This window comes from Paenibacillus abyssi, from assembly GCF_014640295.1.
In the GTDB taxonomy this organism is placed as follows: Bacteria; Bacillota; Bacilli; order Paenibacillales; family Paenibacillaceae; genus Paenibacillus_D; species Paenibacillus_D abyssi.
In genome coordinates this window covers 230,371-247,347 of sequence record NZ_BMGR01000002.1, presented here as the reverse complement: position 1 = coordinate 247,347, position 16,977 = coordinate 230,371, and the positions used below count along the sequence as shown (strand labels likewise).

The 16,977-nt window shown below is 49.5% G+C and carries 12 protein-coding genes; 5 read left to right on the top strand and 7 right to left on the bottom strand.

Annotation, left to right across the window (positions count from 1 at the left end; genetic code table 11):
* Window positions 1-56: 56 nt before the first annotated feature.
* Entirely contained in the window at window positions 57-1,097 is a 1,041-nt protein-coding gene (locus IEW11_RS03695; RefSeq protein WP_188529138.1) for a peptidylprolyl isomerase, read from the top strand.
* A 131-nt stretch (window positions 1,098-1,228) separates the two neighbouring features.
* Entirely contained in the window at window positions 1,229-2,674 is a 1,446-nt protein-coding gene (cls, locus tag IEW11_RS03690; protein WP_188529496.1) for a cardiolipin synthase, read from the top strand.
* A gap of 21 nt (window positions 2,675-2,695) precedes the next feature.
* Here the strand turns inward: cls and IEW11_RS03685 are convergent, their stop codons facing one another.
* From IEW11_RS03685 to IEW11_RS03655, 7 genes are read right to left on the bottom strand one after another with little or no spacing between them, the layout of a single operon-like run.
* Entirely contained in the window at window positions 2,696-3,376 is a 681-nt protein-coding gene (locus tag IEW11_RS03685) for a DUF4956 domain-containing protein (protein WP_188529136.1), read from the bottom strand.
* An 18-nt stretch (window positions 3,377-3,394) separates the two neighbouring features.
* The gene (locus tag IEW11_RS03680; RefSeq protein WP_188529134.1) at window positions 3,395-4,105 is read right to left on the bottom strand and encodes a polyphosphate polymerase domain-containing protein; all 711 of its coding nucleotides are present in this window, start codon (window positions 4,103-4,105) and stop codon (window positions 3,395-3,397) included.
* A 1-nt stretch (window position 4,106) separates the two neighbouring features.
* Window positions 4,107-7,223 (bottom strand): exopolysaccharide Pel transporter PelG, encoded by a 3,117-nt coding sequence (gene pelG / locus IEW11_RS03675; protein ID WP_188529132.1) that lies wholly within the window; start codon window positions 7,221-7,223, stop codon window positions 4,107-4,109.
* Complete coding sequence (gene pelF / locus IEW11_RS03670; RefSeq protein WP_188529130.1) at window positions 7,204-8,643, bottom strand: GT4 family glycosyltransferase PelF; 1,440 nt, start codon at window positions 8,641-8,643, stop codon at window positions 7,204-7,206. Before pelF ends, pelG begins: the two co-directional genes overlap by 20 nt.
* A gap of 4 nt (window positions 8,644-8,647) precedes the next feature.
* The gene (locus IEW11_RS03665) at window positions 8,648-10,504 is read right to left on the bottom strand and encodes a DUF2194 domain-containing protein (protein WP_188529128.1); all 1,857 of its coding nucleotides are present in this window, start codon (window positions 10,502-10,504) and stop codon (window positions 8,648-8,650) included.
* Between the two features lie 14 nt (window positions 10,505-10,518).
* The gene (locus IEW11_RS03660) at window positions 10,519-11,418 is read right to left on the bottom strand and encodes a tetratricopeptide repeat protein (protein ID WP_188529126.1); all 900 of its coding nucleotides are present in this window, start codon (window positions 11,416-11,418) and stop codon (window positions 10,519-10,521) included.
* Window positions 11,402-13,588 (bottom strand): NAD-dependent epimerase/dehydratase family protein, encoded by a 2,187-nt coding sequence (locus IEW11_RS03655; RefSeq protein WP_188529124.1) that lies wholly within the window; start codon window positions 13,586-13,588, stop codon window positions 11,402-11,404. Before IEW11_RS03655 ends, IEW11_RS03660 begins: the two co-directional genes overlap by 17 nt.
* 171 nt (window positions 13,589-13,759) lie before the next feature.
* Between IEW11_RS03655 and IEW11_RS03650 the strand changes: the two genes are divergently transcribed.
* The 3 genes from IEW11_RS03650 to IEW11_RS03640 all read left to right on the top strand — a co-directional run bounded on the left by IEW11_RS03650 (window position 13,760) and on the right by IEW11_RS03640 (window position 16,304).
* The gene (locus IEW11_RS03650; protein ID WP_188529122.1) at window positions 13,760-15,166 is read left to right on the top strand and encodes a DUF4832 domain-containing protein; all 1,407 of its coding nucleotides are present in this window, start codon (window positions 13,760-13,762) and stop codon (window positions 15,164-15,166) included.
* 183 nt (window positions 15,167-15,349) lie between these two features.
* On the top strand, window positions 15,350-15,895 hold the full coding sequence (locus IEW11_RS03645) for a general stress protein (protein WP_188529120.1): 546 nt from the start codon (window positions 15,350-15,352) through the stop codon (window positions 15,893-15,895).
* 13 nt (window positions 15,896-15,908) lie between these two features.
* Window positions 15,909-16,304 carry a DUF2188 domain-containing protein gene (locus tag IEW11_RS03640; protein WP_188529118.1) on the top strand — a complete coding sequence of 132 codons (396 nt, stop codon included), beginning with the start codon at window positions 15,909-15,911 and terminating at the stop codon, window positions 16,302-16,304.
* Window positions 16,305-16,977: the final 673 nt, after the last annotated feature.

Sequence of the window (16,977 nt, the reverse complement as noted above, 5' to 3'; positions counted from 1 at the left end):
AAAGATAGACAACAGGGAACAGAGAATATGAAGGGAAATTTGAAAGGGGTATAGAAATGAAGGATTCTGAAAACAATGGTACACATGATCAAATTGCTCAAGGGGAGCCGGTTAACGGGAACGGGACAACCGCAGGGGCTGCAGCTTCCACACCGTCAGGCCTCTTGAATACGAAAATATGGATCGGGATATCCTTTGTGCTGTGTGCGCTGCTCGTCGCGATGATCGCATTTGGCCCGGAGGGCAAAAAGGCTGAATCCAGCGAGGCGGTCGCCACCGTAAATGGTGTCGCGATCGGCAAAGACAAGCTGTATGACGCATTGGTCGGACAAGGCGGTACAGCCGCCCTGGAGAACCTGATAACAGAAGAGTTAATCCGCCAGGAAGCGGAGAAGGCGAACGTAACGGTCAGCGAAAGCGATATTGACGGCGAGATCGGGAAGATTAGGGTGGACTACCCAAGCGATGAAGAGTTCCAATCGGTTCTGCAGCAGAATGGGCTGACCGAAGAGGTGCTCCGGAAGCAGATCAAGATTCAGCTGGAAATGCGCAAAGTGCTGGAGCCGCAAATCCAAGTGACGGATGAAGAATTACAGCAGTATTACGATCAGCACAAAGATTCGCTCGGAACGCCTGAACAGGTGCAGGCCTCCCATATTCTCGTAGGGACACAGGAGGAAGCCGAGCAGATTTTGGAAGAGCTTAAGCAGGGCGCTGATTTTGCAGCATTGGCAAAAGAAAAATCGACAGATCCCGGCACCAAGGACAACGGCGGCGATCTCGGATACTTCGGGCGCGGTGCCATGGATCCGGCTTTCGAGGAAGCGGCGTTTGCGCTTGATAATAACGAGATAAGTGGAGTCGTCCAATCCAGCTTCGGTTATCATATTATTAAAACGGTGGACCATAAGGCCGCGGTCACGCCGACTTTTGAAGAGAAGAAGGATGAGATCCGCGAGGATCTGATCAATGAGAAGCTGTATAACCTATCCGGCACATGGCTGCAAGAGATTCGCACGGCAGCTAAGATCGATAATAAACTGCAGCCGGAACAAGATAACACAGAAGAAGCAGTCACGAACAATACAGTTCAATAATCTGCTTGATGCGGTTAAACGGCATTCATTTCGATAAGAAATGGATGCCGTTTTTTTTATTGTTGTTCCCAAGATTGGTTTACGGGTATAGTGTTAGAAAGAGACTAAAGAACTGGGGTGCTCCTTGCGTGATGGGTATGCTGCAGAATACGGTCATTATCCTCTATGTACTTAACATTTTCCTTGCAGGGACGGTCATTTTTCTGGAACGCCGCAATGTGGCGGCTACATGGGCTTGGCTGCTCGTATTGTTTTTCCTGCCCAGCGTAGGCTTTATCCTTTATCTCATCATTGGACAAAACCTGAGCAGGCGCAAAATCTATAAAATCAGAGTCGACAGGCTCAAGCATGTCCAGGATATTTTGCAAAATCAGTTCCAACTGATGGAGCAGCGCAAAATCGAGTTTAAGGATCCGGCCATCACGGAATACCACAATATGATCTTCATGAATCTGGTGGGCAGCAGCGCTCTGTATACGCAGGATAACGGGGTGGAGATTTTTACCGATGGAAACAGCAAGTTCGATTCGCTGCTGCAGGCGATTGAGGAGGCGGAGGATCATATTCATCTGCTCTATTTCATAGTGCGCAATGATACGCTTGGCAAGCGGTTGACCCAGGCGCTCACGAAAAAAGCCCGGGAAGGGGTAAAGGTGCGGTTTCTGTACGATCACGTTGGATCACGGGCGCTGCCTACGCGGTTCTTCCAGGAGCTGACCGCTGCAGGCGGGCAGGTAGCTGCCTTTTTCCCTTCACGGATCCCGCTGCTTAACCTTCGGCTAAATTACCGGAACCATCGGAAGCTTGCCATTATTGACGGCAGGTACGGGTACATTGGGGGATTTAATATTGGGGACGAATATCTAGGCTTGGCAGAGCGCTTCGGCGCATGGCGCGATACGCATCTAAAGCTGGAAGGCAGCGCGGTGCAGCAGATCCAGGTCCAATTCATCCTCGATTGGAACCTGTCATCGACTGCCGAGATTCCGCTGGATTTTAACTATTTTCCGATGGTGACCGGTTCCGGCAGCGTAGGCATGCAGATCGTATCCAGCGGCCCTGATTCGGAGTGGGAGCAGATTAAGAACGGATATCTGAAGATGATCTATGCGGCCAAGGAAAGCATCTATCTGCAGACGCCATATTTCATTCCCGATGAGAGCTTGTTAACCGCACTGAAGCTGGCTGCGGTGTCAGGGGTTGATGTCAAAGTCATGATGCCGAGCAGTCCGGATCATAAGCTGGTGTATTGGGCTTCCTCTTCTTATTTGGGCGAGCTGCTGGAAAGCGGGGCACAGGTGTTTCTTTACAATAAGGGATTCCTGCACGCAAAGACCATTGTTGTGGACGGTACGTTGGCATCGGTCGGCACATCGAATATCGACATCCGCAGCTTTCGCTTGAATTTTGAGATGAACGCTTTCGTATATGACACGGAGACGTCGACAAGATTGAAACGGATCTTTGAGCAGGATATTCAGGTCAGCACCGAGCTGACCCTGGAAGGCTACCTGAACCGACCGCTTCTGCTCAAATTCAAAGAATCGCTGGCACGGCTGCTGTCCCCGATCTTGTAGCGGGGTGCAGTAAAAAGACCTTTATTGCGCATAATCGCCTGAATAGTTGACGAGTACAGCATCGGCCACGCCTTCGAGCTCTGCCAGCTCGTTGACAAACGCCGTATTGTCATCGCGAAGGCGAAGCTCAACCGTCATTTCAATGTAACCTTTGCGGACTGTTTTGGACTTTAGCCGGTGCGGGGTTTTGCGCAGACGCTTCGCAACCTCTTCTTGAGCGGATTCGTTATAACGAATAATGAGCAAAAACGGCTGGTCTTTAATCTTGCGCCGCGATAACCAGACGAGCGCCAGTCCGACGGCAAGCGCTCCGATCAGCGCAACCGGATACAGCTTTGCGCCTACGGCAATACCGGATGAAATTGCCCAGAACATATACACAATATCGAGCGGATCCTTCACCGCGGTCCGGAACCGGACGATACTGAGCGCCCCGACCATCCCGAGGGATAAGACAATATTGGTGCTGATCGTCATAATCACGATCGTGGTGATCATTGTCATCAAAACGAACGTGACATTGTAATTGTAGCTGTATACCACACCGCGGAATGTATATTGATAGATATAGTAAATGAACATGCCGATAAAGAAGGATGTGGTTACACCGATAATCACATCAATATAAGATACATTCCGGAACGCTTCAAGATGGAGCACGCTCTGTTTGAACAAATCCTGAAAACTTAATGACAATTCCATCGGACTTCCCCTTTGCGATTATGGCTTGTGCTGCCGGATCGTTACTTCCCTACATAACAGATATTTGGAAATGGCCGCCCGGTTGTGTGCATCCGGGCGTATAATGCTTCTTATGAGATCAGGCAAAAACCGGTCGAACTTGATTTCCATAATGGTGACCGGCGTTTCAAGCGCTTCGACGAACACCAGTCCGGGATCAAATAATTGAAAGGTGTTAATGCCTGCCGACAAATATTTATCGAACGTGATCCGTACATTGCCAGGCTCATACACATAGGCTTCCCGCTGGTAGTCCACGATGACGGCAGGGCGAAAGTATCGCAGGGAAAGGGCATGATGAAAGTCGGCGATCAACTCCGACGGGTGGCCCTTCATCCAATCGTAATCGCCTGAGAGTATGCTTTCGTATTCCTCCCGGGTCAGCTTCGCATTGTCTTTGCACACATATTCCCCGAACTTGCTCTTGCGCTCGAGATTAATGACCCTGTCGCTGCCGTTATAACAGCGGATCCTGTATTTTTCCCTGCTGAATATACCATCGGCCTTATCGTGCAGGGCGTGATTATGGAGACCGTCAAAGTAGAGGCTGCGGATGCCGTAGCCGTTGTGGTCTATAGAATAGCTGTCTAATGTTAGGAGCGTCGAAACAACCTGCCTTAGTGCGGCATAATCATGCACATGCAGGTAATATTTCAACTCATGTCGAAGCTTGTTTCCTAAAAATTCCATACTATTCCACCTTAAAGCGGCTCACACCGTGGTAGTGATCGCCGGATTCATCCTCGTAAGAATCAAACGGAATCTGTTCATTGCCTTTGCTGTCTCTGATGAGAATTCGCCAGAAATAATCGCCGGGAGGCAGCGGATCGATATCATATGTCGTCCCCGTCAACCCTTCAGCCGACTGCAGGATATTCAGAAAAGCGGGGTCGCTGGCAATCGCCCAGTCATAATAGAGATCGTCCTTCTGAAAGTCATAGGATAGATCCCATTGAAATTGCAGGCGGCCGGAGGCGGCGGAAGGGACGCCAAGATAGATCGGCATCGGTTTCTCCAGCTGTTCGAAGAAGGACGCTTTGCGCGCGGCAGGAATACTCGCGAATGAGTCAAGCTCCTCGTCCAGCTGCGCAACCGGTTCGGTCAGGAAGTTGATGTCCGGCGCACGATTGAGGAACGGCGTTATGACTGCACGGTAGGAATCGACCATCCCTCGAATCCGCTCTTCATTTAATTGTTCGGCCAGCTCCACAATCTTGTTTCCGAGCAGCTCCACATTGTCTGGATTGCGTAAAAACCGTTTGTGCAGTGTAACTCCCCAGTAATTGCTAACCCCGTATTGCCATGGAGCGGTTCCCCGATCGATAAAAGGTACATCATCGTAAAAGCCCCAGCCTCCATCATAATCCCAAGGAAGAAAGAACCATTTCTCCGCATTAAGCGGGGAGTACAGAATGAAATTTTGGCTGTTGGTATCCATGTTATCCATCAATATGTTGCTGGCCAGCCACGTCAAATAGTTATCCAGATCGAAGTGCCGTTTGAATACCTCATCAAATGAGATCGTCTCATCGTTCACGTCATCCAGCATGCGCAGCAGCTTCTCATGGTCTTCGCGGCCGTCAATTTCGAGTACCGTCTCAAACGCTGCTTTGTCATAATCCGGATCGGATTGCAGCTTTAATTCATCCGGATAACGTAAAAATTCGAATTGGGCGGCTTTGTACATTTGTCCGTTCGGATCGAGCCAATGCGTCCTCAAGAACATTTTGTTCGGCTGTTCGACATGCGTATACAATCCGTAATCTTCGAAGGGTGCGGCATCATTGCCGCCTTCGGATAAGTCCCTGACATATAAATGGACAAACTGGGTGCGCAAGCTGGTCATATCAGACATGTTTTTGAATAGATCAAAGCTTATTTTGTTGCGGATCCGCGAGAAGTCATAAGGGTGTTTGTTCAAATTTAGAACCTGTTGGTCGCGCCATAGACCAGCTTGATCATCCAGTCTGATTTTGTAGGATTTCTGGGCAGCATACCGCGATGTATTGCCGCGCAGGCCGATCTTTGCATTGGGTGAGGTTGTGCCGTAGCCGAACTGTCCGTCCGCTGGTCCGCTTCCGTCTGGGACGCCTTCTTGTACGATCGCCCGCAGTTCATCGGAATTGCTGCGCTCTGTAATGCGGTTCAATGAATACCAGGTGACCCGCTCATTGGAGTCATTCTTATCCGGCAGCACGGTCACGTACAGCGTGATAAGCGAGTCATTGGTATCCCGTTCGTACAACCGTTTATCCTCGACCAGCTTGACTTCCGAGGACGGATCGGCTTCAGTTCCGATTTGCTCCTCCGGCCTCACCATTTCCAAGGGTGCATTTTCCTCCGCCTGGCAGGCGGTTAACAGCATAAACACAGCAAGAACCGAAGCCGATTTGGGCAGCCAGCGGCGCCAAAACCGTCTTTTCGGTTGAAGGGTGATCGGCTGCGCGCAAAAGGTGTAATAATCGATATTGCGTACGTAATAGAGCAGTCTGCCCAGCGCGCAAGCAAGAGTAATGAATCCGGCGATAAAGATTCCTAAGCCATGGTAGCCCGCATTCATCGTCCAGAGGGTAAGTCCGGCATTCAAGCCGACAAACAAGCCGCTGATCAGAATGACCCCCTTTCTGTCGTCGAAATACAGCATTAGCAGCAGCACGACAAATTGGATAATAAACAAATAATAGCCCAGCACAAGAATGTTAAACGTATCAAGCTGAGTCGGGGTAAAACCGATCGCAGGCAGCGCTTTGATGCCGATTGCAAGGGAGATTAAGCTGAACAACAGCTGCAGCTCCATGATAAAGCTGATTTCCTGCATGAGTGTACGCTGCATGTTCTGCTTGGCATTCATCACATCCTGCAGGGTGCCGTTGTTAAGAATATGGGCGTAGTAGTCACGGAATTTCTCGTAAAAGCTCGTTTCCACCGAGACAACAAACGTCACCAAGGTAGGGATAACGGTCAAATAAGCGTAAAACACCGGCAGATCATAGAAGGGCGAGATCGCATACCGGTCTGCAACAATGAAATCCAGCGGGCCGAACCAATAGATAAAGCTATGAATATAGACGCCGGCATAAAAGAACGTGCCGATAAAGAACAAGGCCGGGTACTTGCGGAAATAAGCGAAAAATTGAAAATATAATCGGGAATCCTTCGGCGGAAACATCTGCTCGAAATGCCTGCCTGACATGACAAGAATGAAGAAGAAGCCGATATTCATCGCCACAAGCACTGCGGTTGTTCCCTGGAGCGGCGAGTAATGGAGCAAGCCCCAGGCGCAGGTAAATGTAATGGTAATCCCAATCGTGAAATGCCTTACGATCCGCATATAATCCTTCAATGCGGACAGATAAACCGCTTGAATCCAGATGATAATCAGCTCGGCAAAAAACAGATATGCGGAAAGCTTGTAGCCAAGCCCGGCGGAAACCCCGCGTAAAAACAACCAAGCGACGAGCAATCCCATCGGGAGGCAGACAGAAAGAGCGCCGTAATAGGAGGATAGCAAGTGCTCATACTTCTTCAGAAACATCATGTCGGCAATAAAACGGGTCAGCACCATCGATAATCCTCCGGTCAACAGCACGGAGAAGATAAAGCTGTAAACGGCCGTGGCAAGGAACAATTCCCTCTCCAGAAAGGAAGAGCCGGCTGCGCTCATCATCCACTGCATTGCAACAATCAAAACCATGCATAACACCATCGGGCCAATTGTCGTAATCGAGGAATAGGCATAGGCTTTTGCTTGGCTGATCAGCCCTTGATCACGGAATAGCTTGCGAAGCTCAAATCCTACTCCTGCCATGCGTCTCCTCCTCATACGATTGATAAAGCCGACGATAGGCGGCGATGAACCCTTGTTTTGTATAATGCCGGCGCACACGAAGCCAACCGTTGCGTCCCATTTCTTGGCGCATGCTGCTGCTTTGGCACAATCGGATGACAGCGTCGGCAAGCTGATCGTAATGCATCACCGGAACGACAAAACCTGCGGGTCCGATCCCATCGTCAAGTCCATACAGCAGTTCACGGCAGCTTCCGACATCAGTGGTGACAAATGGCTTGCCGTATGCCATCCCTTCGAGGACGGCAAGCGGCTGCCCTTCGCTGATACTCGTCAGCATCATAATATCCATTCGTCCCAAGTAGTCGGCGGTCCGCACTTCCCCTGTAAAGATCACGTCATCGACCTGCAGCGAAGTAACAAGCTGCTGGCATTCCGCGGAATAATCAGCATCTTCTTCGGAAGGGCCCATAATATACATTTCTGCGTTGGGCACCTCTCTCTTGACGAGGGCGAAGGCATGAATCATCGTTTTAATATCCTTAATCGGGACGAGCCGGATAATTGCGCCTACTCTAATTTTACCATCGTCAGCGGGCGGCTGGGGCGGCTCTATTTCGTTCGCAACTTCGACCCCATTGGGGATAATGCTGATTTTATCCGGATCGCAGCCCAGCTCGATCTGAATCTCCCGATTACGGTTGAATAACGTGATGATCTGATCTGAAGCATCATAAGCACAGCCCGACAGCCGGTAAAAATACTCAATCCACAGGTCTTTGAAATAACCTTTCACCCATTCGGCTTTGATCAGCTCTTCCTCCCGTTCACGGGAATAGATCCCGTGCTCGGTCAGAATAAGCGGCTTTCCATACAGGTGCTTGGCAAGCGCTCCGATGACCCCCGCATAACCGGTCGTGACACAGTGGTATAAGTCTGCCTCCGGCACCTCGTGGCGAATAGAAAGGAAGAGCGGGAGGATCATCGAGCGCACTGTCCAGAACATCTCGGTAAACGGGACAAGCGTATATCGCTGCTTGCACAATTCGGTGAGGATATCGAAATAATCTTTACTCATCAAAAAGTCCGAGGCCACCCGGAATTTCTTCGTGCGGAGCAGGGCAAAGATTCCTTCCCAGTTCACTTTGCCGCCGTCACCGCCCAGCAGGGAGAAGAAAGCCCGCCTCTGTTCGGCAGTCAGGCGGAAGCGGGTGCCCCAATCTCCGGACTCGCGCAAATAAGCGTCGAGAAACGTTTCTTTCACGCCTGCGACATTGTCCGGAAGCTTATATTTGTATTGTCCACGCTGTTTCTCGTAAGCGCCGATTGTATACAGAATAAATTCGTGCTCCGGAAAACTGGTGATGATCGAATGAATCCAGCTGGATACGCCCCCCGTGATATAGGGATAGGAGCCTTCCGCAATCATGCATATTCGCATAGGTTTACCTGCCTAATCTGATTTCAAAACCAGCTTTGTGTACTTTTACGAGATAGGTGTCTTTATCTATTTTTTTGGCCTCACTATTTTTAGTCAAGCCGATTTTGCGTGATGTCCGGAGGATAAAATGAGCCTCCTCCTTGAACGGGGTAATCTGTCCGGTGATCGCATTGCCGTCCCGATTCAAATCCACGCGGCTTGTCAGAACGCTTTCGACCGCAATGGCCGCCTCGGCGGATGTAGAAGCCCGAAGCCATGGATACATCCTGTCTATACGTTTAAGCAATTGTAAAAAGCTGTCGTACAGCTGATCCCAGCTCAAATGGTTGCTTCGGATCTCATCCATAATGTCATCGGGATGAATGAAGTGGGAGAACACGCCGATTGAAGTAATCGTATTGGCTTCCGCCCAACGGTCAAACGGGCGCTCGAAATACCCGGACGTAATGCGGGGCATCTCCAGAATGCCGTCAGGAGCCACTTCAAACTCCTGTATATACGACATTCCGCTCTGATCTTCCCCGTAAAGCGAGGATATGACCGCAAGCGATGGCCAGCTCTTCTTTAGCGCCTCCCGTCCGACCTCGTCCAGCATATTGGAAGGAGGGACATAAGATAGAAGCTGATATCCTGATAAAGCTTCTCCGACATAACTGACGACCTCTTCGATGGAGGCGGCCATCGCTTCCATGCTGCTCCAAGTGTTATATCCGTAGTTGTCTGCAATATCCGGATTCGTCTGGAGGGATTGATGGTTGTAGCCGTGAATTCCGATTTCTCCGCCGCTCTTTAACACTTCGCGTCCATAAATGATTAATCCGTTTTGATCTTGATCGATCGGTTGGTCAAAGGGCGGTTCAACATGATCCGTATACGTCTGGATGACAACGGCGGTATATTTCAAGTCGGCTTGCCGGGCCAGCTTAATCATATCCGGCCACCAGATATCCCGGAAAAACCGTGAAATATCGCGTTTATACGTACGGTAGATGGATGGGTTCAAGCCCGTTGGAACCGGTGCAGGGAAATCATCAATGTACATCAGCTTTGCATTAAAGACCGGATAGATAAAATCAGGCTCCAGCAGACTGATCGCGCCGGCTACAATGCCGCGGTTATACTTTTCCGCCAGCATGGAGCCGTTAAATACCATAAACTTGCCGCCTCCATAAGCGTATTCCCACAGCAGAGGCGTCCTGTTGGCCGTTGAAGCGAGAAGCCGCGCCGTATTGTCCAGCTGTACATGATTGACGAAATTATTCATGAATGTTTCATCCAAGGCAAGCCCCGATTCGCCGATTAACACATTATCGTGGAGCATGATTCCCTGTTGAGCGGAGGCGTCCCCAATATCGTTGATCCCCAGCTTTCGATAGATGCGGTAGAACGCGTCCTCCAATTCGGGCCGGGACATCAGAAAGGCATAACCGCCGCTCTCCACATAGCGGGCCAGCTCGTCGATATTGCCCAGCTTGTTCAGCTCGCTCAGCGCAATAATGGCGGCCTGGCATCCCGGGAGTTCGATCCCTCTTGCGCTCATATCAAATACCCGGACAGGCTTCTTCATATATTGCAGCACACGCTCGGCATTATTTTTCAGGCGTGCGCTCTCTTCATTCGAGCTGTCAAAAGCGATGCAATAGGGGGCGCCTGATGGCTGTAGAGCCGCGGGCTCCACAAAGGCCGGCTTCCATCCGCTTTCGCGCTTGGCGCTTGCTGTACTGCCGTCTATTCTGAGAATCGATTGGGAGTGTGTAATCTGGATGGCGATGGCCAGCAACAGCACGCCGCTGAGAATAATATACACATTGTGTTTTAACCGTATTTTTGAAGCGGACTGCAGCTTTGAGTTTCGTTTCATATCGCTAAGTTCTCCTAAGACCAGAAGCGAAGAAGGGCTAGTGCCCGATGGGAGAGCCGGATTGGCGAGCGCTTTAACGCCTCCAGTGTGGCCTGAAGCTGGGCGTAGGAACGTATCGTGAAATATAATTTCATCAAAGCCAAGTAAGCCTCTTCCTGTCCGGGGAACCGCTCCAGATATAACCTGCCGGTCTGCTCAGCGCTCGCGTAATCTCCAAGTTCAAGATCGGTGTCCATTTTTTCTAAATAGGCACTCTCCCGCTCTGGTTCAACTTCGATTAATCGTTTCAAAACATTCGCGTACGTATGTTTGTGCTTGGTAAGCGTCCGCTCGTCAATAAAGCCGCTGCCCATATAAGCCTTCAGCACATCCGCATAAGCAAGCAATAAGTGGGGATTCATGGCATCCTCTTCGTATTTGACGGAGAGCTCCTGCATCGACAAAGTAAGCTTGCGTTTGATCTCCATGATGGCACTGACGGCATAATGCGATGTTTCCGTGTCTTCATTGCGGACAGCCTGCTGCAGCACCCCGATATATTCCATCGTATTCTGCTTCAGCAAATCAATGATCACTCTTCGCCTTGTTAAATAATCGTTAACAATAAGCGCTTCTTCCAGCGGTACGATATTCATTTCCTTCTCCGCCTCGGGAAGCTGGTAGATGCGGGTGAGCTTGACATTATACAGGTTGTGCTCGCCATAAACATCCAGAAGCTCGGAATCCGCTTTGGAATTCTTGCCGTACAGCCATTTCGGCCAGAATTGCGGCAGCAGCCAACCGGCGCCAGGCAAACAAATGACGAGCATGAGCCGCATGAACCATTCACGGCGATCACGGCGATGCCGTATCCAAAGAAGAATGGCACAGAGTACGCAGTAACCAAGGAAAATGAGCTCAAGCATATGAGACATCTTCTTTCATCACCTGCAAATGAATGCCAACCTTGGCGAATCTCTCGAGTACGAAGGACGCATCATTAATCGATGAATTGGACAGAAGGACTGTAATGTTTCCGTTATTATCCAGCCCGACATAGTCCGTCTCGCGCAAGGATCGTGAAACCACCTCGGACAGTTGCCCGGCTGCGGCATTCATGCCCGATCCTTGAAGCAGGACATAATCGATATCATGTTTTGCTTTGGCGACTTTTTTGCCGGCAAGAATGTGGGTGAATACATCGGTTGTCAGAATGGAGGTACCCTGGATGTAACGTTGACTGCTTGAAGCCTCAACATAGGAATAAGCGCGAGAGAGGGCAGATGAGACCAGATCGACGGTAACCTTGAACAGGTTCTGATAATAAAGAGTGAAATGCTCAAAGCTCATATCGTGCAGCGAGATCATTGCGACGGTCTCGCCGTTGCTGACTACAGGAGCGCATAAAAGAGGCGCGCCATGTTGCAGATTTTTATTGACAAACAGCTTTTTTTCATGCAGTACGGAATGCAGGTAAGGGGTGTCTTCGACCTTGATGGACTTAAAAGCCTCCAATTGTTCCCCCTTCGAATGGGCCACCAGCCTCAGGTAACTGTGGTAGCTGTTCACCGTGTAGATCGTGACTGAGGATGATTTCATAATCGACTCGACGACACTGACCGTTGCCGTAAATATATGATCGGGTTCCAGACTCTCCAGTTCCTTGGTCACGGCATAAATCTTGCCAAAGCTGTCGCCATTATTCATGATTTGCTGTTGGAGCTCATTCTTGATGAGCCGGGTTTCTTGATACACCTCACTGAGGAAGGAATGCTTCTCCTCGAGGGTGGCAAGCTGCGTCTCCCTGGTTCGAATGAGAGCTGTCTTGCGCTCGATGGTGTAGCCGACGATCAATGCGATAAACAAGTAGATCGACACTTGGAAGAAAAAGTCGGTATCATATAACAGTGAAACAACATCGCTTCCGTTGTGGAGTTGATAATATACATACAGCCCGGTAGACAGTGCAAAAGCGATGATGGCTTGGCGGTTGCCGTATAACATGCCGAGAATAATGATATAGATCAGCTTAAAATCCAGATAAGCGTAACTTGCGTCATATTCATTCATCGTGAGCCAAGCGACGAGCAGAAAGAGAATGAGATTCTCGAGATAAGGAACAATCGTCTTTATATATTTATGGATGGATGAAGTTCGTTTCGGTTGAACGGACGGAGCGGCGGCGTTAAGCGTCTCGCGCTGTTCGTGCCATTGGACCGTCCGCTGCAATCCTTCTTTGAGGTCAAACATAGGGACCCAATCCAGATGCTTTTTAATCAGGGTATTATCCAGCATAGAACGGTTGATATCGCCTGGTCTTTTTTCCTGGTATTGAATCGTTGGAGAGAAATTCAAATCGCTTAGATGTTGAACAAGGTCATTAATGCTGCTTTCTTTACCGGTCGACAGGTTATAGATTCCGGTTATGGTCGAATAGGAAGCGCGGTAGATCGCATCGGCTACATCCTGCACATAAATAAAATCGCGGGTTTGATTGCCGTCTCCATGGATTGTAAGGGGCTCTTTGCGCACAATCTTCTCCATGAAGGCGGACACGACGCCGCCATCGCCTCCCGTGCCTTGCCGGGGGCCATACACATTGGAGAAGCGGAAGATGATCGATTCCAGACCGTAGATTTCTTCCCATTTGCGGCAGTAGATTTCTCCTACCCACTTATTCATTCCATAAGGAGAGATTGGATTGCAGGGGGCTGTTTCCGGCAAAGGGCATTGATCAATCGGGCCGTAGACTGCCGCAGAGGATGCAAATATGAATTTTTTGACGCCGTATTTTCCGGACATGGATAACATATTAGACAAGCCAAGCACGTTGGATTCGGTATCTAACCGGGGATTTTCCATAGACGTGTGCACACTCACCTGGGCGGCAAGATGGATCACCGCATCAAACTGATTGGTTCGAAAGATTTCTTCGCATTTGCGGTCTTCAACAGAAAGGTTATAAGCCTTGTGCTTGAAGTCAATATATTCGGGTTTACCGGAAGGGCGATTATCGATAATATAAACATCGTAACCTTCTTTGAAAAACCGTTCAGCTACGAATGATCCTATGAAACCATAACCTCCTGTTACAAGCACTTTCATCTTTCTCAACCCCTGCCCGCTTGTATACTCTACTAGTAATGAGTATCGAATATAATCAATTATATAACTAATGTATATAAGTCTAAATACCTATTGTTTTTCGACAAAATACAACTTAGAACCGCTAAATATATTACAGAAGATTTATAATTTTGAATGGGGGTGTAATCATTGCTTAGACTAAATGTTATGCAGTCCTTCATCTTAATCATCATTCTGATTATCATGTCGATTGCTGTCTGGTTGTTCTATGAGAAATGGATGGATACCCCGGTTAATCGGGTCGTCTATACACCGGGCTATGTGGACGAAGTGTTGAATAATCCTTATATGGGATTTTCGGTGGATGCCCGTTATGACGACCCGGCCCAGCCGTTCAGGCTTGCACATGCCAATATGACTTGGCGGGAATTGGAGCCTCGTAAGGGAGAGTATGCATTCGATGAAGTGGAGGCCAAAAACCGGTTTGATCATTGGGAGCGGCAGGGCGTAAATCTGGTTCTTCGAATCATTTTGGATGATCCTGGTGATGAGGATCATACGGATATCCCTGATTGGTTATTTGATGAAATAGATGGACAAGGATACCGGTACGACATGGCCTATGGCAAAGGTTTTAGTCCCGATTACACGAACCCCGTATTGATCGAGCGGCATCAGAAGCTTATCGAAGCGTTAGCCGGGCGTTACGCCAATGATCCGTTCATTGCTTTCATCCAGCTCGGAAGCGTCGGACACTGGGGAGAGTGGCATACCTGGGATCGTGATCCGGACCGCATTCCGTTCCCCGGCCGCGTGATTACCGATCAATACGTCGAGCCATATCTCCGTTATTTCCCGGACACATTTTTGCTTATGCGCAGGCCTCATGATATTGCCCTGGAGCATGGGATGGGACTGTTCAATGATGCGTTCGGGGATGCTGAGCAAACGGTTGATGGATTCCTTGACTGGATCAACAACGGATATGCCTCTTGGCTTACTGACGAGGAGCAGCCAGCGATGCCGGATTATTGGGTGAAAGCACCCGGGGGCGGCGAGTTTGCGCATGAAACCAAATATGTCGAGAATGGTTACATAGATGAAACACTGCGTATGGCAGAGTTGACACACATCAGCTGGATCGGTCCCCAAGGGCCTTATCGCATGCCCGTCGATTCGGAGCTGCAGCCCAATATCGATCGGCTTTTGAAGACGATTGGGTATCGGTATGTTGTGTTGTCCGAATCGCATGAAATGCAAAGGCGTCCGGGCGATGTCATGTCGGTGGATCTTCGCATCGATAACCAAGGCGTCGCTCCGTTCTACTTCTCGTGGCCGGTGGAGCTCTCCTTAATTGATGGAGCTGGAAAGGTCGCCGGCAGCGCGAACGCAAACTTGGATATTCGCGAGTGGCTGCCCGGCAGCCATCAAGTGAATATTAAGGTCAAGGTGCCAGCCGATTTGACTCCGGGCGACTACCGGGTAGCGGTAGCGATTATCGATCCGGAAACCGGTATGCCCGGCATTGAATTTGCCAATGAAGGCAAGAGGCTGGACGGGAGATATGCCCTCGGAACCGTGCAGATTATCCTGTGATTTAACAGTTGAGCGCCTGATTACACATTATACATCTCCGCTCTGAAAAATTTCTGAATTAAAGGATTGCGAGCCCAGGGACAGATAGTGACCCGTTTAGTTCCGGATGGCATGGGGTAAGTAAGAACAGTGGCGCCCTAATGAAAATTCCAGAAATAAACAGCCTGTCTAGGAGGGATATCAATGGAACACGAAAAGAAAATTATCGGCGTTTTTCATACGGAGCAAGAAGCGGTAGATGCGATAGAAGGGTTGAAACGGCAAGGATACAACACCGAGGATATTTCGGTGATCGCAAAGGATAAAGAGGATGTCTCTTATGTAGAAGATGCGACAGGAACCAAAGCGCCGCAGGGTCTTGCGACAGGCGCAACCGCAGGCGGCGTGTTAGGCGGGATGACGGGTCTGCTGGCAAGCGTTGGCGCGCTCGCTATTCCCGCGATCGGTCCGATTCTTGCCGCGGGCCCGATTGTAGCGACGCTTACAGGCGTGGCAGTCGGAGCGGGAGCGGGAGGTCTTGTGGGCGGCCTGATCGGGGTAGGCATTCCCGAGGACGAAGCCAAACGGTATGGCGATTATGTCAATGAGGGCCGAATTCTTGTCATGGTAGATCCGAAGCTGGAGGGCCGCGCCCTGGTCTACGATACATTCCGTTCTAATAATTCGTTGAATGCCTCCTCATATGGAGATGATTACAGCACAGTAGCCGGACCAGAGAGAACGAAGTAAGGAGGGGATCGCGATGCCATGGAGCAAGCGGGACTATCCTGATTCGTTGAAAAACTTCGAGCCAAGGGTGCGGAATAAAGCGATTGAAATTGCCAATGCTTTATTGGACGATGGATCCGAGGAGGGTCGTGCTATTGCAATAGCGACTGCGCAAGCCAAGGAGTGGGCGGCTGACCACCCACAGCACACCAATGAAGATTCTTCCGGGTCTGGGCATGCCAATCTGCATGTCGTGCCGCATGAGAAGGAATGGGCAATCAAGGTGGAGGGCAAAACGGAGCCTGAGCAGATCTTGTCGACGAAAGCGGAAGCGGTAGAGCAAGCGCGCGCGCTTGCTTCAGACCGTAATTGCGCAGCGATCATTCACCGGCAGGATGGCACGGTCGAAGACGCACATAATTACCGGTAGTCGTTTCGTTTGGCATACGTTTAGGGGTGGACTTCCCGCTTGGGTCGGCTGCCCCTTTTTAGATGAGCGTGCCTAATTAAATATCGCATAAAACGAATAGTAGGAATTCCGCTTATCCAAGATAACCGGAATTCCTACTCTATCGTAAATGGACTATTCAATTGAGTACTGCACACTCCGATCCTTCGATGACATGCGTTGTTATTCAACACGCTTTGTTAAATCAACATCTTACATACCCGTCAAATCAACAAACTTTGTTAAATCAACATTCGCAAATGCTCTCTTATTTTCATGGCTCAGATTTTTCACCAAACCTGCCGACGATCAACTTGGGGTCCCCGCATATCTTATGTTAATAGGAGATTCAAGATATGCTTCGCTTACCTAGTCCAATGGTCTATCCCCTCTCCGTATTAGCTTGAGTTCATAATAACCTAATATTTAAATATTGTAAATATTCAGAATATTTAAATTTAACGGATTGTCCAGAGGTTTTCGCCTATTTTCTTCCTCTTTCCCGTTATTTCTCTCTATTCTTTGTTTTCTCGTTTATTATGCCAGCTTATTTGCATCAGCAGTTGTATTTCGGGGGCAAGCACGGCATACAAGGCAGTCGGCTGATGCAAAACGGTTTATATGAAATTGTTCGATATTTACAATGTTTTTCTAT